The organism is Enterobacter sp. Res13-Sevr-PEC09-46, from assembly GCF_015672585.1.
GTDB classification, from domain to species: Bacteria; Pseudomonadota; Gammaproteobacteria; order Enterobacterales; family Enterobacteriaceae; genus Enterobacter; species Enterobacter hormaechei_C.
In genome coordinates, this window is record NZ_JADABR010000010.1 from 108391 (window position 1) to 132825 (window position 24435).

Consider the following 24435-nt stretch of genomic DNA (forward strand, 5'->3'; position numbering starts at 1 on the left):
CTTATGCCTCACCAAGGTATGCGCGGATCACGTCCGGGTTGTTGCGGATCTCTTCCGGCGTGCCGTTTGCCAGCGGCGTGCCCTGGTTTACCACGTAGATACGGTCCGAAATGCCCATCACCAGCTTCATGTCATGCTCAATCAGCAGGATGGTGGTGTCGTGATGGTCGCGCAGCTCGGCAATCAGCTCGTCCAGCTCTTTGGTCTCTTTCGGATTGAGACCTGCCGCTGGTTCGTCGAGCATCAGGATCTCCGGCTGGGTCACCATGCAGCGCACGATCTCAAGGCGACGCTGATCCCCGTAAGCGAGGTTGCTCGCCTGGCGGTTGGCGTGCTGGAGCAGGCCGATACGGTCGAGCCAGGTCGCGGCGCGGTCGAGCGCCTCCTCCTGCGTGCGGCGAAAGGCCGGGGTTTTCAGCAGGCCGGAGAACAGCCCGGTTTTCAGCTGCTGATGCTGTGCCACCAGCAGGTTCTCAATCACCGTCATCTCGCGGAACAGGCGCACGTGCTGGAAGGTGCGCACCACGCCCATGCGGGCAATCTGCTGGCCCGGCAGCCCTTCAAGGTGCTGGTCGCGCAGCATGATGGTGCCGCCCGTCGGCTTGTAGAAGCCGGTCAAACAGTTAAAGACCGTGGTTTTTCCCGCGCCGTTCGGGCCAATCAGGGAGACAATCTCTTTCTTGTGCAGATCCAGATTCACATTGTTGACCGCCAGCAGGCCGCCAAAGCGCATCATCAGGCCGTTAACGGATAATAAAGGCTTCATGCCTGCTCTCCTTTCGCCTGTGTGCGTTTCAGCTTCAGCTGTGGACGGGTCATCGGCAGCAGACCCTGCGGACGCCAGATCATCATCAGCACCATCAAACCACCCAGCATTAACATGCTGTATTCGTTAAAGTCGCGCATCAGCTCGCGGGAGACCACCAGCAGGATAGCCGCGAGGATCACGGCGAACTGCGAGCCCATTCCGCCGAGCACCACAATCGCCAGCACAAAGGCGGATTCGGCAAAGGTGAACGATTCCGGGCTGACGAAGCCCTGACGTGCGGCAAACAGCGTCCCGGCGAAACCGGCAAACGCGGCGCTGATGGTAAATGCGGTCAGCTTGATGCGGGTCGGGTTCAGGCCCAGGGAGCGGCAGGCGATTTCATCTTCGCGCAGCGCTTCCCAGGCGCGGCCCAGCGGCATGCGCAGCAGACGGTTGATCACGAACAGGGTAATCACCACCAGCAGCAGCGCCACCAGATAGAGCCAGATCACGCGGTCGGACGGATCGTACTTGATGCCAAAGAAATTGCTGAAGGTATCCCAGCCGCCTTCACGGGCGGTACGGCTGAACTCCAGGCCGAAGAAGGTCGGTTTCGGGATCTGGCTGATGCCGTTCGGACCGCCGGTCACTTCGGTATTGTTGAGCAGCAGAATACGGACGATTTCGCCGAAGCCTAAGGTCACAATCGCCAGATAGTCACCGCGCAGGCGCAGCACCGGGAAGCCGAGCAGGAAGCCCGCCGCGGCAGAGACCAGCCCCGCCAGCGGCAGACAGGTCCAGAAGCCGAGGCCGTAATAGTGGTTCAGCAGCGCGAAGGTGTAAGCGCCGATGGCGTAGAACCCGCCGTAGCCCAGCACCAGCAGGCCAGACAGCCCCACCACCACGTTCAGACCGAGCCCCAGAATCACGTAGATCATGGTCAGGGTGGCAATATCCACCGTCCCGCGCGAGACCATAAACGGCCACGCTACGGCAGCCACCAGCAGCGCCACCAGGAACAGCTTCTGTTTCACCGTTGTACCGTCGATCGCCGGCAGGACGAATTTCGGCCCGGAGACGTTTTTCAGCGTCTTCTGGAACAGCGGACGCAACAGCTGGAACAAGAACACCACCGCGGTGCCGATAAACACCCACTGCCAGCGGATGTCGGGAGCGGTATCCACCACCAGCTTCGTGCCGTCCAGTCCTAACTGGACGCCCATAAAGACGCCCGCCAGGACGAAGAACATGGCGGCAGAGAGCAGCGCCATCGCAAAATGCATCGGTTTCATACTTTCTCTACCTCCGGACGGCCCAGAATACCGGTAGGCATGACCAGCAGCACCAGAATCAGCAGGGCAAACGACACCACATCTTTATATTCGGTGCTCAGGTACGCCGAGGAGAGCGCTTCGGCCACGCCCAGGATCAGGCCGCCGATCATCGCGCCCGGAATGCTGCCGATGCCGCCCAGTACCGCCGCGGTGAAGGCTTTCATCCCGGCCATAAAGCCGATGTACGGGTTGATTACGCCGTAGAACTGGCCGAGCAACACGCCAGCCACCGCCGCCATCGCTGCGCCGATCACGAAGGTCAGGGCAATCACGCGGTCGGTGTTAATCCCGAGCAGGCTCGCCATCTTCAGATCTTCCGCGCAGGCGCGGCAGGCGCGTCCCATGCGGGAGTAGCGGATGAACAGGGTCAGGGCCAGCATGGCAATAAAGGTCACAACCCAGATAACCAGCTGCATGGTGGTGATGGTGGCAGAGAAGTTTTCGCTGGCCCCTACAATCCACTGGCCGTTAAACAGGCTTGGCAGCGCCACGTCGCGTGAACCTTCGGTCAGGCTGACGTAGTTTTGCAGGAAAATGGACATACCGATGGCGGAGATTAGCGCGATCAGGCGTTTGGAGCTGCGCACCGGCCGGTAGGCCACCCGTTCAATACTCCAGCCGTAGGCGCTGGCGATCACAATCGCGCCGACAAACCCGGCGGCCACCAGCAGCCAGCTGCTGTCGATGCCCATCATCATCAGCGCGGCGATAATCATAAAGGAGACGTAGCTACCGATCATGTACACCTCGCCGTGGGCGAAGTTGATCATGCCGATAATGCCGTAAACCATCGTGTAGCCGATGGCGATCAGCGCGTAGGTGCTTCCCAGCGTGACGCCGTTAAACATCTGCTGCAAGAAGTAGAGAAACTGCTCGGACATAAGAAAACCTTTTTATACCCGCCCGGTGAGCCGGGCGGTGGGATGATTATTTGGCGACCGAGGAAGACCCGTCGGCGTGCCACTTAAAGACACCAAACTCAAATCCCTTCAGATCGCCTTTCTCATCCCAGTTCAGCGGCCCAATCACGGTGTTCGCCCCGTGTGCTTTTAAATCTTTCACCAGATCCAGCGGCTCTTTACTGCCGGTACGGTCCAGCGCGGTGGCCAGAGACTGCACGGCCGCGTAGGTGATCCAGACGTACGGACCGCTCGGATCTTTCTTCTGCGCCTTGAGCGCATCCACGATAGCCTTATTCGCCGGATCCTGGTCATAGCGTTTTGGCATCGTCACCAGCATGCCTTCGGCAGAATCGCCCGCGATGTTGGACAGGGAGGCATTACCGACGCCCTCTGGCCCCATAAACTGGGTTTTCAGGCCGGTGGCGCGCGCCTGGCGCAGCATCTGCCCCATTTCCGGGTAGTAGCCGCCGTAGTAAACGAAGTCGATATTCTCTTTTTGCAGGCGGGCGATCAGCGCGGAGAAGTCTTTCTCACCAGCGGTAATGCCGTCGAAGAAGACGATGTTTGCGCCGCCTTTTTTCAGGCCGTCCTGTACGGAACGCGCCAGGCCTTCGCCGTACTGCTGTTTATCATGAATGATGGCGATACGCTGCGGCTTAACGGTTTCGAGGATGTATTTGGCGGCGGTTGGCCCCTGAGAGGAGTCCAGACCGGCGGTACGCATGATGTGCTGGTAGCCGCGCTGGGTCAGTTCCGGGTTGGTGGCACCCGGGGTGATCATCAGAATGCCTTCGTCTTCGTAGATATCAGACGCAGGCTGCGTGGAGGAAGAACACAGGTGCCCGATGACGTACTGGATACCGTCGTTAACGATTTTGTTGGCGACCGCGACGGCCTGTTTAGGATCGCAGGCGTCGTCATACTCCACGCCTACCAGCTTGTCGCCTTTGATGCCGCCTTTGGCGTTGATATCTTTGATGGCCTGACGCGCGCCGTTGAACTCCATGTCACCCCACTGGGCAACAGGGCCGGACATCGCCCCCACTACCGCAACTTTAATGTCGTCTGCCATAGCGGCATGCGAGATCGACAGTGCGACCATCCCCGCGATTAACGTCTTCGCGTTCCTTTTCATCTCTGAATCCCCATTCGTGATGTCATGTTTATATTTTGTTTTATTATGGTTAAAAAGCATTCTGTACTTTTTATGAACAACGCTATTTTTACCAGTGCCTTTAATGGTTTAGCGCAGTTTTTTGTCAAAAACCAGACTAAAATCTCTATTTTTCAGGCGATTAAGCAAAGATAATATTCTGAAATCAGGCGGAGATAAACAAATAAAAGCGCGGTTTGCAGCATAAAATAACGGTACAAAGCGCCGAATAAATCACTGCCCTTCAGGTTAAAATTCTGCTTATTTTTCGATCCATGTGTTTTCAAACTGCCCATCGCGCTGCCAAAAAACTAATCACCTGGTAAATGGGAAGAAAAAGAGAAAGCGCCTGAGCAAATAAATTGAGTACACTGGCCCTACTCTTTTTGATTTGGACAAGCAGCTAATGAAACTGACTATCGTGCGTCTGGTGACCTTTAGCGACCAGGATCGTATCGACCTGGGCAAGATCTGGCCGGAATATTCCCCTTCATCGCTGGCCGTCGATGAAAACCACCGCATCTATGCCGCGCGTTTTAATGAACGTCTGCTGGCCGCCGTCCGCGTAACGCTGAGCGGCACGGAAGGGGCGCTGGACTCCCTGCGCGTGCGCGACGTGACCCGTCGTCGCGGGGTCGGGCAGTATTTGATTGAAGAGGTGATCCGCGAAAACCCGAGCGTAACCTCCTGGTGGATGGCCGACGTGGGCGTAGAGGATCGCGGCGTGATGGCGGCGTTTATGCAGGCGTTAGGGTTTACGGCGCAGGCGAACGGGTGGGAGAAGCGCTAAAAGAAAGCCGGGTGGCGGCTGCGAGGTGCTCATAGTAGGCCCGGTAAGCGAAGCGCCACCGGGCAAAAGAGGGCTGAGCGGGCTGATGCCCTCACCCCGGCCCTCTCCCACGGGGAGAGGGAGAAAACATTAAAAAAGGCAACTTGCGTTGCCTTTTTACGTTTATTTTGCGTCAGTCGCCGTGCCGTTGGCATGCCAGTCAAACACGCCGAACTCGAAGCCCTTCAAATCGCCCTTCTCATCCCAGGACAGCGGCCCCATCACGGTTTCCACCGAGTTCGCTTTCAGCCAGGTGGCAATCTCCGCCGGATCGGCTGACTGGTTCAGGCCCGCTTGCAGAGACTGCAACGCTGCGTAGGTGGTCCAGACGAACGCACCACTTGGATCCTGTTTCTTCGCCTTGATGGCATCGACAACAGGTTTGTTCGCAGGCACCTGGTCGTAGTTCTTCGGTTTGGTCACCAGCAGCCCTTCAGCGGATTCACCCGCGATATTAGACAGGGAAACGTTCGCGACACCTTCTGGCCCCATGAACTGCGTCTTCAGACCCGCCGCACGCGCCTGGCGCAGGATCTGCCCCATTTCCGGGTGGTAGCCGCCGTAGTAAACGAAATCGATATTTTCTTTCTTCAGACGCGCGACCAGGGTCGAGAAGTCTTTCTCACCGGCGGTGATACCGTCAAAGAACACCACGTTGGCGTTCGCTTTTTTCAGGTTATCCTGCACCGCACGGGCCAGGCCTTCGCCGTACTGCTGTTTGTCATGAACAATCGCGATGCGCTGCGGCTTCACTTTTTCCACGATGTATTTCGCGGCGGTTGGCCCCTGATCGGAGTCCAGACCGGTGGTACGCAGGATCAGCTTATAGCCGCGCGCGGTCAGCTCTGGCGCCGTCGCGGCCGGCGTGATCATCAGAATGCCTTCGTCTTCGTAGATGTCAGACGCGGGCTGGGTGGAAGAGGAGCACAGGTGACCAATAACGTATTTGATCCCGTCGTTTACCACTTTGTTCGCCACCGCGACCGCCTGTTTCGGGTCACAGGCATCGTCATATTTTACGATTTGCAGCTTTTCGCCCTTGATGCCGCCCTTAGCATTAATGTCTGCAACCGCCTGTTCCGCGCCGGTAAATTCCTGGTCGCCGTACTGTGCTACCGGACCGGACATCGCGCCCACCACGGCCACTTTAATATCGGCCTGGGCCATAGTGCTGAATGCCAACGCGATACATCCTGCCAGTAACGCTTTACCCTTCATGTTCATCCTGAGATTCCCCATTATTATGGTTATAACGATTGTTGTGATGTTGTTGTGTAGCGCTTTATTTCAGTTATAGGCGTGCTGTTCGCGCTTTTTCAGCATACTCTGCTAAAACATACCCCATTTTTATGATTTTGGAATAGCTAATTTGAAATGAAAATATGATAAGCCCAACTGTCATTTCAGCCGGGCTTTTGGCTTTATCGTGTCAGCGAGGCGGAAATAATATCCAGCGCTTTACGGAACTGCACTTCGGGGATGGTGAGCGGGTAGAGGAAGCGAATAACGTTGCCGTAAACGCCGCAGCTCAAAAGCAGCAGCCCTTCGTTCAACGCGCGCTCCTGAACCTGACGGGTAAATTCGGGCGACGGCTGTCCGGTTTGCGGATCGGTAAATTCTACCGCCACCATCGAGCCCTGCCCACGGATATCGGCGATATACGGACAGCCATCCTTCGCTTTATTCAGCACCTCGACTAGATGATGCCCGAGATGCGCCGCGCGGGTGCAGAGATCGTCCTCGTCAATCACATCCAGCACCGCATGGGCCGCCGCAATCGCCAGCGGGTTACCCGCGTAGGTTCCGCCCAGCCCGCCCGGGGCGGGCGCATCCATCACCTCCGCCCGGCCAGAGACGGCAGAGAGCGGCATCCCGCCCGCCAGGCTTTTCGCCATGGTGATCAGATCGGGCTTCACGCAGTGGTTTTCCATGGAGAACAGCTTGCCGGTACGGGCGAAGCCGGTTTGCACTTCGTCGGCAATCAGTAAAATCCCGTGGGTATCGCACAGGGCACGCAGCGCCTGCATAAAATCAGCGGGCGCGACGTTGAACCCGCCCTCGCCCTGAACCGGTTCAATAATGATTGCCGCCACCTGATCGGGCGCGATATCGGCTTTGAAGATGCGCTCCAGGCTTTTTAGCGCTTCGGCGGTACTAACCCCGTGCAGGCTGTTGGGGAATTGCGCGTGGTACACCGAGCCGGGGAACGGGCCGAAGCCGAGCTTATAGGGCGCCACTTTGCCGGTCATCGCCATGGTCATAAAGGTACGGCCGTGGAACGCGCCGCCGAAGGTGATAATGCCGGGACGTCTGGTGTACGCGCGGGCGATTTTCACCGCGTTTTCGACCGCTTCCGCCCCCGTTGAGAAGAAGGCGGTTTTGGCTGGCCCCTCTATGGGTACGCGCTGGTTGATGCGCTCGGCAAGCGCCACATAACCTTCATAGGGGACGATTTGATAAGCGGTATGGGTAAAGGCGTGAAGCTGTTTTTCGATGGCGGCGATAACTTTAGGATGGCGATGCCCGGTATTCAGCACGGCGATCCCGGCGGCAAAATCAATATACTCGTTACCTTCCACGTCCCACACCGTGGCGTTTTCGGCTTTATCGGCATAGAAGTTACACATGACGCCGATACCGCGCGGCGTCGCCTGTAAACGCCGGTCGTTCAGTTCGTTATTTTTCACCCTGTCACCCTCTGAAAGTCGCCTGCTTAGCGCATCAGTAAGTGTTTGCCAGGGGGAAGAAATTCGCCAGAGCGGGCGCTAAAAAAACAAAACCCCCGAATTTGCATTCGAGGGTTCTCGGTGTACTTCGCGGAAATTACGCTTCGATAGCGGCGCGAAGTTTTTTCATGGCGTTTTTCTCAAGCTGACGCACACGTTCAGCGGAGACGCCGTAGCGGTCGGCCAGTTCCTGCAACGTGGACTTGTTATCTTCGTCCAGCCAGCGGGCACGGATAATATCCTGGCTACGCTCGTCGAGGCCTTCCATCGCGAAGGTCAGCTTGTTCGCCGCCTGGTCTTCCCAGTTATCCTCTTCAATGCCGTCAGCAAAGTTAGAGGTTTTATCCTGTAGATACAGAACCGGGGCCATCGGCTGGCTGTCGGACGCGTCGTCGTCGGCAGACATATCAAACGTCATGTCCTGCGCGGCCATACGGGATTCCATCTCGCGGACGTCTTTGCTGGAAACGCCCAGCTCGCGCGCCACCATTTCCACTTCATCCTGATTGAACCAGCCCAGACGCTGCTTGGTTTTACGCAGGTTGAAGAACAGTTTGCGCTGCGCTTTCGTCGTGGCGACTTTCACAATACGCCAGTTACGCAGGACGTATTCGTGAATTTCCGCTTTGATCCAGTGCACGGCGAAGGAGACGAGTCGCACACCCACTTCCGGGTTAAAGCGACGTACCGCCTTCATCAGGCCAATGTTACCTTCCTGAATCAGGTCCGCCTGCGGCAGGCCGTAGCCCGCATAATTACGAGCAACGTGAACAACAAAGCGCAGGTGAGACAGGATCAGCGTTTTAGCTGCTTCCAGATCGCCCTGGTAATGCAGCTTTTCAGCAAGCTCCTTTTCTTCCTCAGCCGTTAACATCGGCCAGGTGTTCGCAGCCCGGATGTAAGATTCCAGGTTACCAACAGGGGCTAAAGCTAAAGTTTGCATTTCTTTGGTCATTCATTCCTCTCAATGTTTCTTCTGGTCCAGGTTGTCCCCGTCAGGCAACAACCATGCCAAAGCGTTTGAGCAACGAGATTAGCATTCACTCTTTTATCAGACAGTGATTTTATCCACAAGTTCCAGGTGCAACAGTGAATAAATTACGCACAAAATGTGACATGAAGATGATTACAGGGGAAGAGACAACAGGGACGCTTTCCCTGCAAGCGAACATCTCGGTGCAGGGAAAGATTATATCACGCTTTTATTAGTCGGGAGTAAAGTGGCGTAAATGTTGAACCGTTGCCAGCCATGCCGCCACCCAGCCGATCATGGAGCACACCAGCAGCAACAGCAGGCACTCATCGAACCCTAAGCCACTGATATCAAACTTAGTTCCGAAAACCTGCGCCACTTCAGTCACGGCAGACGACAGCCGCATCACCAAAATTTCTGACAATATCAATGAAAGAAATGCACCAGAAAAACCTAATAACGCGCCGCCGTAAAGGAACGGGCGGAGGATGAAACCATCCGTTGCGCCAATCAGTTTCTGCACGTTGATGGTATCGCGACGAGCGAAGATGCTCAGGCGCACGCTGTTACCAATGACGAGGAACACCGCCGCCACCATCAGCACGCCGATCATCGCCGACACGCGTCCTACCAGCCCGGTCAGGGCGGCAAGACGGGCAAACCAGCTGTCGTCCATGCGCACTTCATCAATCCCGTTGATGCGGGTAATGCGGTCGCGCAGGGTGTTGAGCGAATCCGTGCCCTGGAAATCGAGTTTCGGGATCACCACCGCCACGGCGGGCAGCGGGTTCTCTTCAAGCATATCCAGCGCGCCGCCGAATCCGGACCAGTTGCGGAACTCACCCAGCGCTTCATCGCGGGAAAGATAGTTCACCTTCTCCACGCCCTGCTCGGCCTGAATCTGCCCCACCACCTGAGCCGCCGCGTTATCGTCGAGGGCTTTATCCAGATAAACGGTGATCTGCGGCGACGGATAGTACTGGGACGCCGCCTGGTTTACGTTTTTGTAAACCATGTAGCAGACGCTGGGCAGCGTCAGGGAGATGGCAATCACCATCACCGTCAGGAACGTCGCCAGCGGTTTGCTTTTCAGATCCTGCAACGCGCCCTGGAAGGCGTACCGCACCTGCTCGTTAAAGACGTTGGTTTTGCGGGAGTTCGGTTTCGGTGCCGCTTTGGCACGCTTAGGCGCATTGCGATTGCCGTCCCCGCCGCCCTGAGGCTTGCGGAAACGGTCAAACCGGTTGCTGAACTGCCGAATCTGGTTCATTGCATCACGCTTATTCACCGTGGCCTCCGTGCAAATGCCCGTCGCTCAGGGTCAGCATGCGGTACGAACGGCGGGAGATCAGCCCCATGTCGTGCGTCGCCATCAGTACCGTGACCCCCACGCGGTTAAATTCCTCAAACAGACGCAGGATCCCTTCAGAGAGGGCATCGTCCAGGTTACCGGTCGGTTCATCCGCCAGCAAAACGGCAGGCTTGTTCACTACCGCGCGGGCGATACCCACGCGCTGCTGCTCACCGCCGGAGAGCTGGATCGGGAAGTTCTTCGCTTTGTCCAGCAGCCCGACCTTATCCAGCGCCGCCGAAACGCGACGGCGGATATCATCGTAACTGGCGCCAGCAATAATCAGCGGGATCGCGACGTTATCGAAAACCGTGCGATCCATCAGCAGGTGGTGATCCTGGAAAATCATGCCAATCTGACGACGCAGGAACGGCACTTCACGGTTCTTAAGACGGCTAATTTCATGGCCGCTGAACCAGATTTTCCCGGCGCTTGGCCGCTCGATCCCACAGATCAGCTTGAGCAGGGTACTTTTCCCCGCGCCGGAATGGCCGGTCAGGAATGCCATCTCGCCTGGCTGGAGGTGGAATGTCACCCCCTGTAGCGCTTGTCTCCCGCCGAGATAGGCCTTGCTGACGTGTTCAAAGCGAATCATTGTTAGTCCTCTCGGGCAAATAGTGCCTCAATAAAGTCGTCCGCTTTAAACGGACGTAAATCCTCAATACGCTCGCCCACACCGATGTAACGGATAGGAATGCCGAACTGGTCGGCCACGGAGAAGATCACCCCGCCTTTCGCGGTACCGTCCAGCTTGGTCAGCGCGATCCCGGTCAGTCCTACCGCTTCATGGAACAGTTTCGCCTGGCTGATGGCGTTCTGTCCGGTGCTGGCGTCGATAGTCAGCATAATTTCATGCGGTGCATCTTCGTCCAGCTTCTTCATGACGCGAACGATTTTCTTCAGCTCTTCCATCAGGTGCGATTTGTTCTGCAAACGCCCTGCGGTATCCGCAATCAGCACGTCCACGTTACGCGACTTCGCCGCCTGGATGGCATCGAAAATCACGGACGCGGAATCCGCGCCGGTGTGCTGAGCAATAACCGGAATATTGTTGCGCTGGCCCCACACCTGAAGTTGTTCCACCGCTGCCGCACGGAAGGTATCGCCCGCCGCCAGCATCACCGATTTGCCCTGCTGCTCAAACTGGCGCGCCAGCTTGCCGATGGTGGTGGTTTTGCCCACGCCGTTGACGCCAACCATCAGGATAACAAACGGCATTTTGCCTTCAATATTAAGCGGTTCGTCAACTTTTGCGAGAATTTCACCCATCTCGTCTTTCAGCAGGCCGTACAGCGCCTCGGCGTCACGCAGCTGTTTGCGGCTCGCCCCTTCGGTCAGGTTGGCGATGATCTTCCGGGTGGTTTCCACGCCCACGTCCGCAATCAGCAGTTGCTCTTCCAGCTCCTCAAACAGATCGTCGTCGATCTTTTTGCCGCGGAACAGACTGATAAATCCGGAACCTAAGTTTTCTTTGGTTTTGAGCAGGCTGCGCTTCAGGCGCGCGAAGAAACCTTCTTTAGTCGGTTTTTCTTGCTCCTGAACGATCTCTTCTTCGGCCTGCGCTTCCACCGGCACGACGATGGCCGCTTCTTCAGCCGCTTCCGCCGCCAGCGCCTGGGCTTCCAGCTCTTCGTCGGTCAGCTCTGGCTCAAGGGCCGCTTCTTCTTCCACCGCCTCAACAATTTCAACGGTTTCCGCTTCGGCCTGCCACTCTTCGGCAGAAACCTCTTCAGCTTTCACCTCTTCCGGCAGCGGCAGCTCTTCGTGTTCGATAGCGGCCTGCGGCGCTTCGGTAAGGGTTTCAACGATAACCGGCTCTGGTTTTTCGCTCTCCTGAACCTGTTCAGTAACCTCAACCACCTCTTCGGCAAAGGATTCAATCTCTTCTTTGCTGTGGGCTGGCTCTTCCGCTTCGACAACCGCAGCGGTTTCGACAGGCGTTTCAGGCTGTGACGGCTCTTCTACAACCTGCTGTTCTTCGGTTTTCTGTTCTGTTTCTTGCTCTTTTTCACCGAAACCCAACCAGGAAAAGAAGCCACGTTTTTTTTGTTTTGCCATCTGCGACTACACTCCTCGCGGCGCTATATACAGGGAAGCTAAAAAAATGATGAAATAGTCTAACACTTTACTTAATTGACATCACCGCCCGCAATCGCAGGGCAATGGTTAACAGAGCTTTCCTGAGATGAAGAAACCCACCCGCGCCCCGGCCGGTCAAATTCGCATTATCGGCGGTCAGTGGCGAGGCCGGAAATTACCGGTGCCGGACAGCCCCGGTTTACGCCCCACCACGGACCGCGTTCGCGAGACGCTGTTTAACTGGCTCGCCCCGTCTATGGTAGACGCCAACTGCCTGGACTGCTTCGCCGGAAGCGGTGCATTAGGGCTGGAAGCGCTGTCGCGTTATGCCGCCAGCGCCACGCTGCTGGAGATGGAGCGCGGCGTCGCGCAGACGTTGCAGCAAAATCTGGCTACGCTGAAGGCAACCAACGCGAAAGTGGTGAATACCAACACGCTGAGCTTCCTCGCCCAACAGGGGACACCCTTCAACGTGGTGTTTGTTGACCCGCCGTTCCGTAAAGGGCTGCTGGAAGAGACATTATCGTTGCTGGAAAAAAATGGCTGGCTGGCAGACGACGCGCTGATTTACGTTGAAAGCGAAGTGGAAAATGGCCTGCCGCCCGTTCCCGTTCACTGGGATCTACACCGCGAGAAGGTCGCCGGCCAGGTGGCTTATCGTCTGTATCACCGTCAGGCACAAGGAGGATCCGATGCCAGTACTGATTAACGTAGGGCGCGTACTGATGCTGGGCGTCTGGGCATTTTTGATTTTGAATCTGGTGCACCCGTTCCCGCGTCCGCTGAATATCTTTATTAACGTGGCGCTGATTTTTACCGCGTTCATGCATGCCTTGCAGATGGTGATGCTGAAAAACGGTCTGCCGAAAGATGGCCCACCGATGACCGGCTGGCAGCAGCTGCGGGTGTTTATTTTCGGCGTGTTTGAGCTGCTGGTGTGGATGAAGAAGTTTAAGGCGCAGGTGAAGAAGTAGGCCCCTCACCCTAACCCTCTCCCAAGGGGAGAGGGGACGATTACACCCTCTCCCCTTGGGAGAGGGCCGGGGTGAGGGGAAAATTACAGCTCCGGTTCAAATCCTTCAAACCGCGATCCTTTGTAGCTCAGCGTGCCTTTCTCCCCCACCGTCAACTGGTGGTACTGCTGCGCCTCCAGGCGGAAGGTCATCTCCAGCCCGCCGGTTTCCGGCTTAAAGCTCGCTTCATAGCGTATCGTTGTGCCCGCAGGTGTCACCTGCTGCTGGCGGGAGCGGCGGTCGTTAAGCGGCTTCTCACGCTTGTTCGTCACCACCACGCGCTTTTGCATCAGCGGCGCGGCGTCATTGTCGGCCTTCTCACGGCGCTGCTGCACGAAGCGAAACGAGGCGGCAATGACGATAATCGCCACCACGATAATGAAAAACAGCGGCATCTTGCTCATTGAAAAATCCCATCAGATTATGCGGAATTCAGGATACCTCGCCTGCCCCGGCATTGCCAAACGCCCGCTCGCGTCACTACACTGGATCAGGAACTGATCATTCAGCCTCAACAGTTACAGGGAGTTAATATGCTTTGGTCATTTATCGCTGTCTGTTTTTCCGCATGGCTTTACGTCGATGCGTCTTACCGTGGCCCAGCCTGGCAGCGCTGGTTGTTTAAACCCGTCACGCTATTACTCCTGCTGTTGCTTGCCTGGCAGGCCCCGATGTTTAACGCCGTTAGCTATCTTGTCCTCGCGGGGCTGTGTGCTTCCCTGATTGGCGATGCCTTAACCCTGCTGCCGCGCCAGCGCCTGCTGTACGCCGTGGGGGCATTCTTCCTGTCGCATCTGCTCTATACCATCTACTTTGCCAGCCAGATGACGCTCTCCTTCTTCTGGCCGCTGCCGCTGGTGCTGCTGGTGATTGGCGCCCTGCTGATCGCGGTGATCTGGTCGCGTCTGGAAGAGATGCGTCTCCCGGTCTGTACGTTTATCGCCATGACGCTGGTGATGGTGTGGCTGGCGGGCGAGCTGTGGTTCTTCCGTCCGACCGCTCCGGCAATGTCTGCGTTCTTCGGTGCCGCACTGTTGCTGTTGGGTAATATCGTCTGGCTGGGCAGCCACTATCGTCGCCGCTTCCGTGCGGATAATGCGATTTCCGCCGCCTGTTACTTTGCCGGACACTTCCTGATTGTGCGTTCGCTGTATATCTAAATAACGCTTGACTCTGGAGTCGACTCCAGAGTGTATGCTGCGGTTAATGAGAAAATTATCATTACCGGAGACTGCCATGTCGACTCCAGAAATACCTAAAAAAGTTCCCCAATTCTCGGCACTTAAGCTCAGCCCGGTTCCGCCAAAAGAGGACTGCTGCTGCGAGGGCGCGTGCGAAACCCGGACCGAAGCGCTGCCTGAAAACGGCAATCACTACAGCTGGGTGGTCAACGGCATGGACTGCGCGGCCTGCGCCCGCAAAGTGGAAAATGCAGTGAAGCAGGTGCCGGGTGTGAACCACGTTCAGGTGCTGTTCGCTACCGAAAAGCTGCTGGTCAGCGCCGAAAACGACGTCAGCAGACAGGTTGAAGCCGCCGTCAGCAAAGCGGGTTATACCCTGCGCAGCGAAACGGCGCCCGCAGAAAAAACGTCCCCGCTAAAAGAAAACCTGCCCCTTATCACCCTCATCATCATGATGGCCCTGAGCTGGGGGCTGGAGCAAATCAACCACCCGCTCGGCAGCCTGGCGTTTATCGCCACCACGCTGGTTGGCCTGTTCCCGATTGCGCGTCAGGCGCTGCGTCTGATGAGAAGCGGCAGCTGGTTTGCCATCGAAACGCTGATGAGCGTGGCGGCTATCGGGGCGCTATTTATTGGCGCGACGGCGGAAGCGGCGATGGTGCTGCTGCTGTTCTTAATTGGCGAACGCCTTGAGGGCTGGGCGGCGAGCCGGGCGCGTAAAGGGGTGAGCGCGCTGATGGCGCTAAAGCCGGAAACCGCCACTCGCGTGATAAACGGTACTCGTGAAACGGTCGCCATCAACACCCTGCGCCCGGGCGACGTGATTGAAGTGCCCGCAGGCGGACGTCTGCCAGCCGATGGGACCCTCATTACCGCCACCGCGAGCTTTGACGAAAGCGCCCTGACCGGGGAATCCATCCCGGTAGCGCGCGCGGCAGGTGAAAAGGTGCCTGCGGGCGCCACCAGCGTCGACCGACTGGTGCTGCTGACGGTCCTTTCCGAACCGGGCGACAGCGCCATCGACCGCATCCTCAGGCTGATAGAAGAAGCCGAGGAGCGCCGCGCGCCGGTAGAACGCTTTATCGATCGCTTCAGCCGGATTTACACCCCCGCCATCATGCTGGTGGCGCTGCTGGTCACCGTCGTCCCGCCGCTGTTCTTCGGCGCGCCGTGGGAGGGCTGGATTTACAAAGGGCTGACGCTGCTGCTGATCGGCTGCCCGTGTGCGCTGGTGATATCCACCCCGGCGGCGATTACCTCAGGGCTGGCGGCGGCGGCGCGGCGCGGGGCGTTGATTAAGGGCGGCGCGGCGCTGGAACAGCTGAGCCAGATTCAGCACATCGCCTTCGATAAAACCGGCACGCTGACGGTTGGCAAGCCGCAGGTGACCGGCGTGTATCCGCAGGACATTAGTGAAGACGAGTTGCTTATACTGGCCGCCGCCGTTGAACAGGGCTCCACCCACCCTCTGGCGCAGGCGATTGTGCGTGAAGCGAAGGGGCGCGGGCTGAACATCCCTCCGGCAACCGCCCAGCGAGCGCTGGTCGGGTCGGGGATTGAGGCTGTGGTCGAAGGCAAAAAAGTGCTGATCGCCGCGGCAGGCGCGTACCCGAATCCACAGGTTGAGGCATTAGAGCAGGCCGGGCAGACGGTCGTTGCCGTGATGCAGGACGGTGTACCGATGGGCATGCTGGCGCTGCGCGACACCCTGCGTGACGATGCGAAAGACGCCGTCGACGCGCTGCACAGGCTGGGGGTACAGGGCGTGATCCTGACCGGTGATAACCCGCGTGCGGCGGCGGCGATTGCCGGCGAGCTGGGGCTGGAGTTTAAGGCCGGATTGTTGCCTGCGGATAAAGTCAGCGCGGTAACCGAGCTGAACGGTCATGCCCCGCTGGCGATGGTCGGGGACGGGATAAACGACGCCCCGGCAATGAAGGCTTCCACCATCGGCATTGCGATGGGCAGCGGTACCGACGTGGCGCTGGAGACCGCCGACGCGGCGCTGACGCACAACCGCCTGACCGGGCTGGCGCAGATGATAGATCTTGCGCGGGCGACGCGGGCTAATATTCGGCAAAACATCGGCATTGCGCTGGGTCTGAAGGGGATTTTCCTGGTCACCACGCTGCTCGGCATGACCGGACTGTGGCTGGCGGTACTGGCGGATACGGGGGCGACGGTGCTGGTTACGGCGAACGCGTTGCGGCTGTTGCGCCGTCGGTAAAAATGCCCGGTGGCGGCTACGCCTTACCGGGCCTACAACATCTCTGAACCGTAACCGTAGGCCGGGTAAGGCGTAGCCGCCACCCGGCATAAAACGGCGTCACTGCATCCCTAGCACCCCCGGCAACCACAATGATATCGCCGGGATGTATGTCACCATCCCCAGCACTACCAGCAACATACCGTAAAACGGCAGCATCGCCCGCACCACGTGCTCGATCTTCTGCTTACTCACCGCGCTCGCCACGAACAGCACCGACCCGACCGGCGGCGTGATCAGCCCAATCCCCAGGTTCACCATCATGATCATTCCGAAATGCACCGGATCGATCCCCAGCGAGTTGGTCACCGGCAGCAGTACCGGGGTCAGGATCAGGATGATCGGCGCCATGTCCATTAGCGTGCCAATCAACAGCAGCATGATATTGAGGTACATGAGGATCACGTATTTGTTATCGGAGAGCGACGTGAAGAATTCGGTGATGCGCATCGGCAGCTGCATGTAGGTCATTACCGCGCCAAACGCCGCGGCAAAGCCAATCAAAATCATCACGATGGTGACGGTTTTCACCGTGCGACACATCAGCTTCGGCAGTTCATTCCACTTGTAATCGCGGTAAATGAACATGGTGACGAAGAACGCCCACAGGCAGGCCACGGCGGCAGATTCGGTCGCCGTGAATATCCCGGACAAGATCCCGCCGAGGATAATCACCACCGTCATCAGCCCCCACAGGGCATCGAGCATGATTTTCAGCGCCTGCCTGAACGGGATTTTGTCCCCCTTCGGATAGCCGCGCTTGCGGGCGAAGCACAGGCAGAGCACCATCAGGCTCACGCCCAGCAGCAGGCCCGGCAGCACGCCCGCGATAAACAGCGTGGCGATGGAGACCGTTCCCCCCGCCGCCAGGGAGTAAATCACCGAGTTGTGGCTGGGCGGGATCAGGATCGCCTGCACCGACCCGCTGGCCGTCACCGCCGCCGCGTATTCGCGCGGATAGCCCTTCTTCTCCATCTCCGGGATCATCACGCTGCCGATAGACGCCGTATCCGCCACCGACGAGCCGGAAATCGCGCCGAAGAACGTTGATGCCACAATGTTCACCAGCGACAGCCCGCCGCGAATAAAGCCGACAAAAACGTACGCGAAGTTAACCAGCCGTCGGGCAATGCCCCCTTCCGCCATGATCGCCCCGGCAAGAATGAAGAACGGGATCGCCAGCAGGGTAAATTTATTCACCCCGCTGGTGATCTGGATCATCAACGCCTCCAGCGGCAGGTCAATCCACAGCGCGCCCGCCACGGCGCTTAAGCCGACGGCGAAGGCCACCGGCATCCCCAGCGCCAGCAAAATGGCGAGGGTGAATAACAAAACAAACGCATCCATTGTTCACCCCTTAACTGTGATTGCCGATCAGCACGACCGGACGGTTTTCCTGCGAGCCAAACAGCAGGCGTTCAAGCACAAACAGGATCAAAATGGCCGACCCGACAGGCAGCGGCAGATAGCTTTCGCCGGAGGTCAGGAGCGGAAACTCCGCCACCGGCTGCTCCCACAGCTCGACGCACAGCCAGTAGCTGTACCAGCACATCAGGCCTGAAATCAGTAGCATCAGCAGATCCACCACCCGCGCGCACACTCTTTGCAGCGACGCGGGCAGGCGGTCGGTGAGCATGTTGACCGCAATATGCGACCCGGCGCGGTAGCTCACCGCCGCGCCGATAAAGGTAAACGTCACCATGCAGATAATGGCGATCGGCTCCGGCCAGGATTCGCCGCGATTGAGCACATAGCGAGAGAAGATGCCAATGGGGATGACAATCGTCATCACCAGTAGCGAGAGACCCGCCACCACCATGGCGAGCAGGTACAGACGGTCCATCCACTTCAGGTAGAGTTCGGACATACGTACTCCGGCTTACTGAACGTCAGCGATGGCTTTCATCAGATCCTGATGCTTGTCGCCATACTGCGCACGCACCGGCTCTGTCGCCTTGATAAACACCGTTTTATCGATGTCGTGGAACTGCACGCCACCGGCCTTCATTTTCGCCAGCGCCTGGTCGTTATACGCATTCCACAGCTTGCGCTGCTCGAACTGCGCTTCGCGGGCCAGCGTCAGGATCTTTTGCTGTTCGTCAGCGCTCAGTTTGTCCCATTTCACTTTGGAGTAGAGCAGCATTTCCGGGGTGATGAAGTGGCCGCTCAGCGTGTAGTTTTTGGCGACCGGCATGTAGTTGTGGGCGATAAAGGTTGGCGGGTTGTTCTCCGCGCCGTCGATCACCCCGGTCTGCATGCCGCTGTAAACCTCGCTGACGCCCATCGCCACCGAGTTCGCCCCCATCGCTTTCAGCGTGGCCAGCGCCACCGGGCTGCCCTGCACGCGGATTTTCTTCCCTTTCAGATCGTCCGGTTTGACGATCGGCTCTTTGGTGATCAGGTTACGGGTGCCGGAATCCATCCAGCCAAGGAAGACCAGACGCGTTTTCGGGTTGGCGGTGAGTTTGTCGCCAATCTGCTTGCCGATATCCCCGTCGATCACCTTGTGCATGTGGTCTTCATCGCGGAATACGTAGGGCAGCGTAAACACTTCGATATCCGGCAGGATGGCGGCCACCGGCGCCATAGAGACGCGGATCATGTCGATCGCCCCCATCTGCGCCTGCTCAATCATCTGCTTTTCATCCCCCAGCACGCCGCCGGGGAAGACCTTAATCTCCAGCTTGCCATCGGTTTGTTGTTTGAGTTTTTCACCCATGTGCTGAACCGCCACCACGTTCGGGTAGCCTTCGGGATGCACATCGGCGGCTTTGATGGTCTGGGCAGAAACGGTGCAGGCAAAAGCAGACAGGCACAGCGCGGCCAGTAACGGCTTGAGGGTCGTTTTCATTAAGTCAACTCCAGGGTAGTGAGATAAGCATTAAAACGGTGTTTTAGTTTTTGACGCTTAAAAATTAGACTACGGCTGGAAAAGGGAGGGTGAAGCGCCTCACAAAAGCGCGAAATTTTGAAACGATGGTTCGAAATTGTGATGAGTACTTGTCGGGTGGCGGCTGCGCCTTACCCGACCTACTACACCCGTAGGCCCGTGCAAGCGAAGCGCCGCCGGGCATCAGGCCGCACTTACCCCTTACGAATCAAATACCGGTACGGCAAGGTCTCGGTTTGCTGCGCCACCAGTTCATGTTCCATAAAGGTACAAAAGCCGGGGATATCACGGGTGGTAGCCGGGTCATCGGCGACGATCAGCAGCGTTTCGCCGCTCTGCATGTTACGGACGGTTTTACGCACCATCATTACCGGCTCCGGGCAACGGAGGCCCTGAGCATCAAGCGTGTGGTCTGGGCTGGAAAACAGGTCGGTCATTTTCTTCTCGTTCAGGTAAAAACGGCTGTAGTTTACGCCCCGCTATCGCCAATGCAAACCAGGTTAACGATTGCGTGAAAATTAGCCATTGCAAAGTGTCGTCAAAGCAGTATCATGCGGCGGCTTTATTGGGTTCCCTCACCCCAAATATTAATCAAAAAGGTACAATATGAACTCCTTTACACAATCGCAGCGCGTCAAGGCGTTGTTCTGGCTTTCGCTATTTCATCTGCTGGTGATCATCTCCAGTAACTATCTGGTACAGCTCCCCATCTCCATTTTTGGTTTCCATACCACCTGGGGCGCGTTCAGTTTCCCGTTTATTTTCCTTGCGACGGATTTAACCGTGCGTATTTTTGGCGCACCGCTGGCGCGGCGGATTATTTTTGCGGTGATGATCCCGGCACTGTTTGTCTCCTACGCCATCTCCTCGCTGTTTTACATGGGCAGCTGGCAGGGCTTCGAAGCGCTGACGCACTTCAACCTGTTCGTCGCGCGTATTGCCACCGCCAGCTTTATGGCTTATGCCCTGGGGCAGATCCTCGATGTCCATGTGTTTAACCGCCTGCGTCAAAACCATCGCTGGTGGATGGCACCAACGGCCTCCACGCTGTTCGGTAACGTGAGCGATACGCTGGCCTTCTTCTTCATCGCCTTCTGGCGCAGCCCGGACGCCTTCATGGCAGAACACTGGATGGAAATCGCTCTGGTGGACTACGCCTTTAAGGTGCTTATCAGCCTGGTCTTCTTCCTGCCGATGTACGGCGTACTGTTGAATATGCTGCTGAAAAGGCTGGCAGATAAATCTGAAATCTCCGCATTGCAGGCAGGTTAAGGGTTCGCTTTATCAGTTGTGATAAGATGAACGAATGAGCCGTTATGGCCGTTTATCGAAAGGAAGAAGTCAATGCGCAATCTGGTTAAATATGTCGGGATTGGCCTGCTGGTTGTTGGCCTTGCAGCCTGTGATAACAGCGACACCAAAACGCCTGCTCAGGGCGCGTCAGCAGAAAGCAACGCCACCGGTCAGCCGGTGAGCCTGATGGATGGCAAACTCAGTTTCTCTCTGCCCGCGGACATGACCGACCAGAGCGGTAAGCTGGGCACCCAGGCGAACAATATGCACGTCTATTCCGATGCCACCGGCCAAAAAGCGGTGATTGTGATCGTCGGTGACGATACCAGCGAAGATCTTGGCGTGCTGGCCAAACGCCTGGAAGATCAGCAGCGCAGCCGCGACCCGCAGCTTCAGGTGGTCACCAACAAGTCTGTTGAACTGAAAGGCCACACGCTGCAACAGCTGGACAGCATCATCTCTGCCAAAGGCCAGACCGCCTACTCCTCCGTGGTGCTCGGTAAGGTGGACAATAAACTGCTGACCATGCAGATCACCCTGCCGGCAGACAATCAGCAGAAAGCGCAGACCGCCGCTGAAAACATCATTAACACCCTCGTGATCCAGTAATCGTTCACCAGGATGCCGTGGCCTCCGTCGCTTGCGCCGGGGGCCATTTTTTTGCCACGACTTTCAGACTAACACGCCAGACGAAGCCCATCCGGCGCACTACAATTAACACGCCCCCCGGAAAAAGGAATTCTTATGACTGCCAGCCCGCCCGACAAAGCCGGACTTCATATTTTATTAAAACTTGCCTGCCTGGTGGTTATCCTTGCGGGTATCCACGCGGCGGCGGATATCATTGTTCAGCTTCTGCTGGCGCTGTTTTTCGCCATTGTGCTCAACCCGCTGGTGACATGGTTTTTACGCCGGGGCATCAGCCGCCCGGTCGCGATTACCATTGTGGTGATGGTGATGCTGGTTGTCCTGACGGCGCTGTTCGGCGTGCTCGCCGCCTCGCTGAGCGAATTTTCCACCATGCTGCCGCAGTACAATAAAGAGCTGACGCGCAAGCTGGTCGATCTTCAGCGCATGTTGCCGTTCGTGAATCTGCATATCTCACCGGAACGGATGCTGCGTCGGATGGATTCCGAGAAGGTGATGACCTACGCCACCACGTTGATGACCGGGCTTTCCGGGGCAATGGCCAGCATTCTGCTGCTGGTGATGACGGTGGTGTTTATGCTGTTCGAAGTACGCCACGTGCCGTATAAACTGCGTTTTGCCCTGAACAATCCTCAGATCCACATTGCCGGCTTGCACCGTGCGCTGAAGGGCGTATCCAAATATCTGGCGCTGAAAACGCTGTTAAGCCTGTGGACCGGCGTGATCGTCTGGCTGGGGCTGGTACTGCTGGACGTGCAGTTCGCGCTGATGTGGGGCGTGCTGGCCTTTTTACTGAACTACGTACCCAATATCGGCGCGGTGCTTTCCGCCGTTCCGCCGATGATCCAGGCGTTCCTGTTTAACGGTTTTTATGAGTGCATGCTGGTAGGGGCGCTGTTCCTTGTCGTGCATATGGTGCTGGGTAACATTCTCGAGCCGCGCATGATGGGCCATCGTCTGGGCATGTCGACGATGGTGGTGTTTTTATCGTTACTGATCTGGGGATGGCTGCTGGGTCCGGTGGGCATGCTGCTCTCCGTGCCGCTCACCAGCGTCTGTAAAATCTGGATGGAAACCACGAAAGGAGGCAGTAAACTCGCCATTCTTCTGGGTCCGGGTCGGCCAAAAAGCCGTTTGCCGGGATAACCGGGTGGAAAGGGTCAAAAGTGACGTTTATTCGCCAGCGCGACGACAACATTGTACGATGTGCGCAGCAAATCGCGCTGGCGAAGAAAAAGTCACAGAAACAGGTTTATCGCGGACGCGCGTAGATGAAATTTACACTTACCCTTATCGACTGGCAGGCAAGAGCGCCAGGACTCAGCGATGCCGACGAATGGCAGGCATGGTCACGCCGGTCTGACGCCATCGATCCCGCTGCACCGCTGGCGAAACTGACCGATCTGCCGATGATGACCGCCCGCCGCCTGAATTCAGGCAGCAGGCTGGCCGTCGATCTTGGCCTGATGATGCTGCGCAAACACCGCATCGATGCCGTCGTCTACAGCAGCCGTCATGGGGAGCTGGAGCGCAATTTCCGTATTCTCCAGGCCCTGGCGGCAGAACAGCCCGTTTCCCCCACCGATTTTGCCATGTCGGTACACAACTCGGCGGTCGGCAATCTCACTATCGCCGCGCGTCAGCCTGTTGTCTCTTCGTCGGTTTCCGCCGGTATGGATACCTTCCAGCAGAGCTTGTGCGACGTGCTGAGCCTGCTGCATGCGGGCTACTCCCGCGTGTTGCTGGTGGATTTCGACGGTCTGCTGCCTGATTTTTATCACGCCGGGCTGCCGCCGCAGATGCCCGTCTGGCCCTACGCGCTGGCGCTGGTGATTGAGGCGGGAAATACGCTCAGTTGCGAAACGCACGTCAACCGCGCGCCTGAAGAGCCCGCGCTGCCGCAAAGTCTCCAGTTCCTGCGCCATTACCTGCGGGACGAGCGCCAGTTTACCCTGCCGGGCGAGCGCCTGCTGTGGCAATGGACGCGCCAATGAGAGGGTTACGTTCCCGCCTCGATCGGATATGGCGCATGCTGATGACCGGATTGTGCTTCGTCCTGTTCGGCCTCGGCGGGCTGACGCTGTCGCTGGTGTGGTTTAACCTGCTGCTGATTTTCCAGCGCGACCGCACTCAACGTCGCCGCCTGGCACGCCGCACTATTTCTGCCAGTTTTCGCCTGTTCCTCGCGGTGGTACGCGGTGCAGGGGTACTGGATTACCGTTTCAACAACCTGGACGTTCTGCGCGCCGAGCGGGGCTGTCTGGTGATTGCGAATCATCCCTCGCTGCTGGACTACGTTCTGCTGGCGTCGGTGATGAACGAAACCGACTGTCTGGTGAAAAGCGCGTTGCTGCGTAACCCGTTCGTCAGCGGCGTGATCCGCGCGGCTGACTATCTGATTAACAGCGAAGCCGACACGCTGCTTGCCGCAAGCCAGCTGCGTCTGGCCCAGGGCGACACCCTGCTTATCTTCCCTGAAGGCACCCGCACCCGGGTGGGGGAAGCCGTGACCCTGCAACGTGGGGCGGCGAATATCGCCGTTCGCTGCAACAGCGCCGTGCGCGTGGTGGTGATCCACTGTAGTGAACGGATGCTGGATAAACAGAGCAGCTGGTATAACGTGCCCCCCAACAAACCTGTTTTCACCGTGGATGTTCGCGAACGCATCAACATTCATGATTTTTATGATGCGAGTCAGCACGAACCCGCGCTGGCAGCAAGGCAGTTAAACCGGCATATGCAGCATCAGTTAACAACCGGTCTTCAATCTTTGTCAGGAACGAAAGATGCAAGCGCTCTATCTTGAAATTAAGAATCTCATTATCTCTACGCTGAATCTGGAAGAACTTACCCCAGAGGATATTGATACAGACGCCGCGCTCTTTGGCGACGGCCTCGGTCTGGACTCAATCGACGCCCTTGAGCTGGGGCTGGCGGTAAAAAATCAGTACGGCGTAGTGCTTTCTGCCGAAAGTGACGAGATGCGTCAGCACTTCTATTCCGTTGCCACGCTCGCGGCTTTTATCCATCAACAACGCGCCTGAGAATG

Annotated in this window: 26 protein-coding genes; 11 read left to right on the plus strand and 15 right to left on the minus strand. The window is 57.5% G+C overall.

The features are described from left to right. Position 1: 1 nt before the first annotated feature. The 4 genes from livG to livK are packed head-to-tail and all read right to left on the minus strand — an operon-like array spanning position 2 to position 4119. Complete coding sequence (livG, locus tag IMQ56_RS05980; protein ID WP_003861544.1) at positions 2-766, minus strand: high-affinity branched-chain amino acid ABC transporter ATP-binding protein LivG; 765 nt, start codon at positions 764-766, stop codon at positions 2-4. Further along, positions 763-2040, minus strand: coding sequence for a high-affinity branched-chain amino acid ABC transporter permease LivM (locus tag IMQ56_RS05985; RefSeq protein WP_003861542.1), 1278 nt, complete (start codon positions 2038-2040; stop codon positions 763-765). The genes livG and IMQ56_RS05985 overlap by 4 nt, the downstream gene beginning before the upstream one ends. Further along, a complete protein-coding gene (livH, locus tag IMQ56_RS05990; RefSeq protein ID WP_015571470.1) occupies positions 2037-2963 on the minus strand; it encodes a high-affinity branched-chain amino acid ABC transporter permease LivH in 927 nt (308 codons plus the stop codon). The genes IMQ56_RS05985 and livH overlap by 4 nt, the downstream gene beginning before the upstream one ends. A gap of 46 nt (positions 2964-3009) precedes the next feature. After that, the gene (gene livK, locus IMQ56_RS05995) at positions 3010-4119 is read right to left on the minus strand and encodes a high-affinity branched-chain amino acid ABC transporter substrate-binding protein LivK (RefSeq protein ID WP_023295547.1); all 1110 of its coding nucleotides are present in this window, start codon (positions 4117-4119) and stop codon (positions 3010-3012) included. Positions 4120-4543: 424 nt separating this feature from the next. On the opposite strand from livK, the gene panM reads away from it, so the two are divergent. Further along, positions 4544-4927, plus strand: coding sequence for an aspartate 1-decarboxylase autocleavage activator PanM (gene panM, locus IMQ56_RS06000; protein ID WP_015571473.1), 384 nt, complete (start codon positions 4544-4546; stop codon positions 4925-4927). Positions 4928-5089: 162 nt separating this feature from the next. Here the strand turns inward: panM and livJ are convergent, their stop codons facing one another. From livJ to ftsY, 6 genes are all read right to left on the minus strand, one after another. Then, entirely contained in the window at positions 5090-6190 is a 1101-nt protein-coding gene (gene livJ / locus IMQ56_RS06005; protein ID WP_015571474.1) for a branched chain amino acid ABC transporter substrate-binding protein LivJ, read from the minus strand. A 197-nt stretch (positions 6191-6387) separates the two neighbouring features. Beyond that, on the minus strand, positions 6388-7653 hold the full coding sequence (locus IMQ56_RS06010; RefSeq protein WP_017693844.1) for a 4-aminobutyrate--2-oxoglutarate transaminase: 1266 nt from the start codon (positions 7651-7653) through the stop codon (positions 6388-6390). Between the two features lie 136 nt (positions 7654-7789). Next, complete coding sequence (rpoH, locus tag IMQ56_RS06015) at positions 7790-8647, minus strand: RNA polymerase sigma factor RpoH (RefSeq protein WP_000159624.1); 858 nt, start codon at positions 8645-8647, stop codon at positions 7790-7792. 250 nt (positions 8648-8897) lie between these two features. Further along, complete coding sequence (gene ftsX, locus IMQ56_RS06020; protein WP_017384126.1) at positions 8898-9953, minus strand: permease-like cell division protein FtsX; 1056 nt, start codon at positions 9951-9953, stop codon at positions 8898-8900. Beyond that, positions 9946-10611, minus strand: coding sequence for a cell division ATP-binding protein FtsE (gene ftsE / locus IMQ56_RS06025; RefSeq protein ID WP_006812284.1), 666 nt, complete (start codon positions 10609-10611; stop codon positions 9946-9948). The genes ftsX and ftsE overlap by 8 nt, the downstream gene beginning before the upstream one ends. 2 nt (positions 10612-10613) lie before the next feature. Next, complete coding sequence (gene ftsY / locus IMQ56_RS06030; protein WP_196063591.1) at positions 10614-12074, minus strand: signal recognition particle-docking protein FtsY; 1461 nt, start codon at positions 12072-12074, stop codon at positions 10614-10616. A gap of 127 nt (positions 12075-12201) precedes the next feature. Between ftsY and rsmD the strand changes: the two genes are divergently transcribed. Both rsmD and IMQ56_RS06040 read left to right on the plus strand, forming a co-directional pair. Beyond that, the gene (rsmD, locus tag IMQ56_RS06035) at positions 12202-12804 is read left to right on the plus strand and encodes a 16S rRNA (guanine(966)-N(2))-methyltransferase (RefSeq protein WP_015571477.1); all 603 of its coding nucleotides are present in this window, start codon (positions 12202-12204) and stop codon (positions 12802-12804) included. Continuing rightward, on the plus strand, positions 12788-13069 hold the full coding sequence (locus IMQ56_RS06040) for a DUF1145 family protein (protein ID WP_015571478.1): 282 nt from the start codon (positions 12788-12790) through the stop codon (positions 13067-13069). The genes rsmD and IMQ56_RS06040 overlap by 17 nt, the downstream gene beginning before the upstream one ends. Before the next feature lie 83 nt (positions 13070-13152). On the opposite strand, the gene IMQ56_RS06045 is transcribed toward IMQ56_RS06040, so the two are convergent. Further along, positions 13153-13512 carry a DUF2500 domain-containing protein gene (locus tag IMQ56_RS06045; RefSeq protein ID WP_032103644.1) on the minus strand — a complete coding sequence of 120 codons (360 nt, stop codon included), beginning with the start codon at positions 13510-13512 and terminating at the stop codon, positions 13153-13155. 129 nt (positions 13513-13641) lie between these two features. On the opposite strand from IMQ56_RS06045, the gene IMQ56_RS06050 reads away from it, so the two are divergent. Continuing rightward, a complete protein-coding gene (locus IMQ56_RS06050) occupies positions 13642-14268 on the plus strand; it encodes a lysoplasmalogenase (RefSeq protein WP_003861515.1) in 627 nt (208 codons plus the stop codon). 76 nt (positions 14269-14344) lie between these two features. Further along, positions 14345-16516 (plus strand): Zn(II)/Cd(II)/Pb(II) translocating P-type ATPase ZntA, encoded by a 2172-nt coding sequence (gene zntA / locus IMQ56_RS06055; RefSeq protein WP_196063592.1) that lies wholly within the window; start codon positions 14345-14347, stop codon positions 16514-16516. Positions 16517-16615: 99 nt separating this feature from the next. On the opposite strand, the gene IMQ56_RS06060 is transcribed toward zntA, so the two are convergent. The 4 genes from IMQ56_RS06060 to tusA form a co-directional block, all read right to left on the minus strand. Then, positions 16616-17902 carry a TRAP transporter large permease gene (locus IMQ56_RS06060; RefSeq protein ID WP_015571481.1) on the minus strand — a complete coding sequence of 429 codons (1287 nt, stop codon included), beginning with the start codon at positions 17900-17902 and terminating at the stop codon, positions 16616-16618. A gap of 10 nt (positions 17903-17912) precedes the next feature. Beyond that, positions 17913-18422, minus strand: coding sequence for a TRAP transporter small permease (locus IMQ56_RS06065; protein ID WP_003861278.1), 510 nt, complete (start codon positions 18420-18422; stop codon positions 17913-17915). A 12-nt stretch (positions 18423-18434) separates the two neighbouring features. Next, the gene (locus IMQ56_RS06070) at positions 18435-19406 is read right to left on the minus strand and encodes a TRAP transporter substrate-binding protein (protein WP_196063593.1); all 972 of its coding nucleotides are present in this window, start codon (positions 19404-19406) and stop codon (positions 18435-18437) included. A 233-nt stretch (positions 19407-19639) separates the two neighbouring features. Beyond that, positions 19640-19882, minus strand: coding sequence for a sulfurtransferase TusA (gene tusA / locus IMQ56_RS06075; RefSeq protein WP_000130627.1), 243 nt, complete (start codon positions 19880-19882; stop codon positions 19640-19642). Between the two features lie 169 nt (positions 19883-20051). Here tusA and IMQ56_RS06080 point away from each other — a divergent pair, with 169 nt between their 5' ends. From IMQ56_RS06080 to IMQ56_RS06105, 6 genes are all read left to right on the plus strand, one after another. Beyond that, positions 20052-20717, plus strand: coding sequence for a 7-cyano-7-deazaguanine/7-aminomethyl-7-deazaguanine transporter (locus tag IMQ56_RS06080; RefSeq protein WP_003861274.1), 666 nt, complete (start codon positions 20052-20054; stop codon positions 20715-20717). Positions 20718-20789: 72 nt separating this feature from the next. After that, the gene (locus IMQ56_RS06085) at positions 20790-21347 is read left to right on the plus strand and encodes a DcrB family lipoprotein (protein ID WP_003861272.1); all 558 of its coding nucleotides are present in this window, start codon (positions 20790-20792) and stop codon (positions 21345-21347) included. Between the two features lie 135 nt (positions 21348-21482). Continuing rightward, positions 21483-22532 carry an AI-2E family transporter gene (locus IMQ56_RS06090; protein WP_003861270.1) on the plus strand — a complete coding sequence of 350 codons (1050 nt, stop codon included), beginning with the start codon at positions 21483-21485 and terminating at the stop codon, positions 22530-22532. Between the two features lie 125 nt (positions 22533-22657). Continuing rightward, positions 22658-23380, plus strand: coding sequence for a beta-ketoacyl synthase chain length factor (locus IMQ56_RS06095; protein ID WP_015571484.1), 723 nt, complete (start codon positions 22658-22660; stop codon positions 23378-23380). Further along, positions 23377-24192 (plus strand): lysophospholipid acyltransferase family protein, encoded by an 816-nt coding sequence (locus IMQ56_RS06100; protein ID WP_196063594.1) that lies wholly within the window; start codon positions 23377-23379, stop codon positions 24190-24192. The genes IMQ56_RS06095 and IMQ56_RS06100 overlap by 4 nt, the downstream gene beginning before the upstream one ends. After that, positions 24173-24430, plus strand: a complete 258-nt coding sequence (locus IMQ56_RS06105; protein WP_003861263.1) for a phosphopantetheine-binding protein — start codon at positions 24173-24175, stop codon at positions 24428-24430. Before IMQ56_RS06100 ends, IMQ56_RS06105 begins: the two co-directional genes overlap by 20 nt. The last annotated feature ends 5 nt before the right edge of the window (positions 24431-24435 follow it).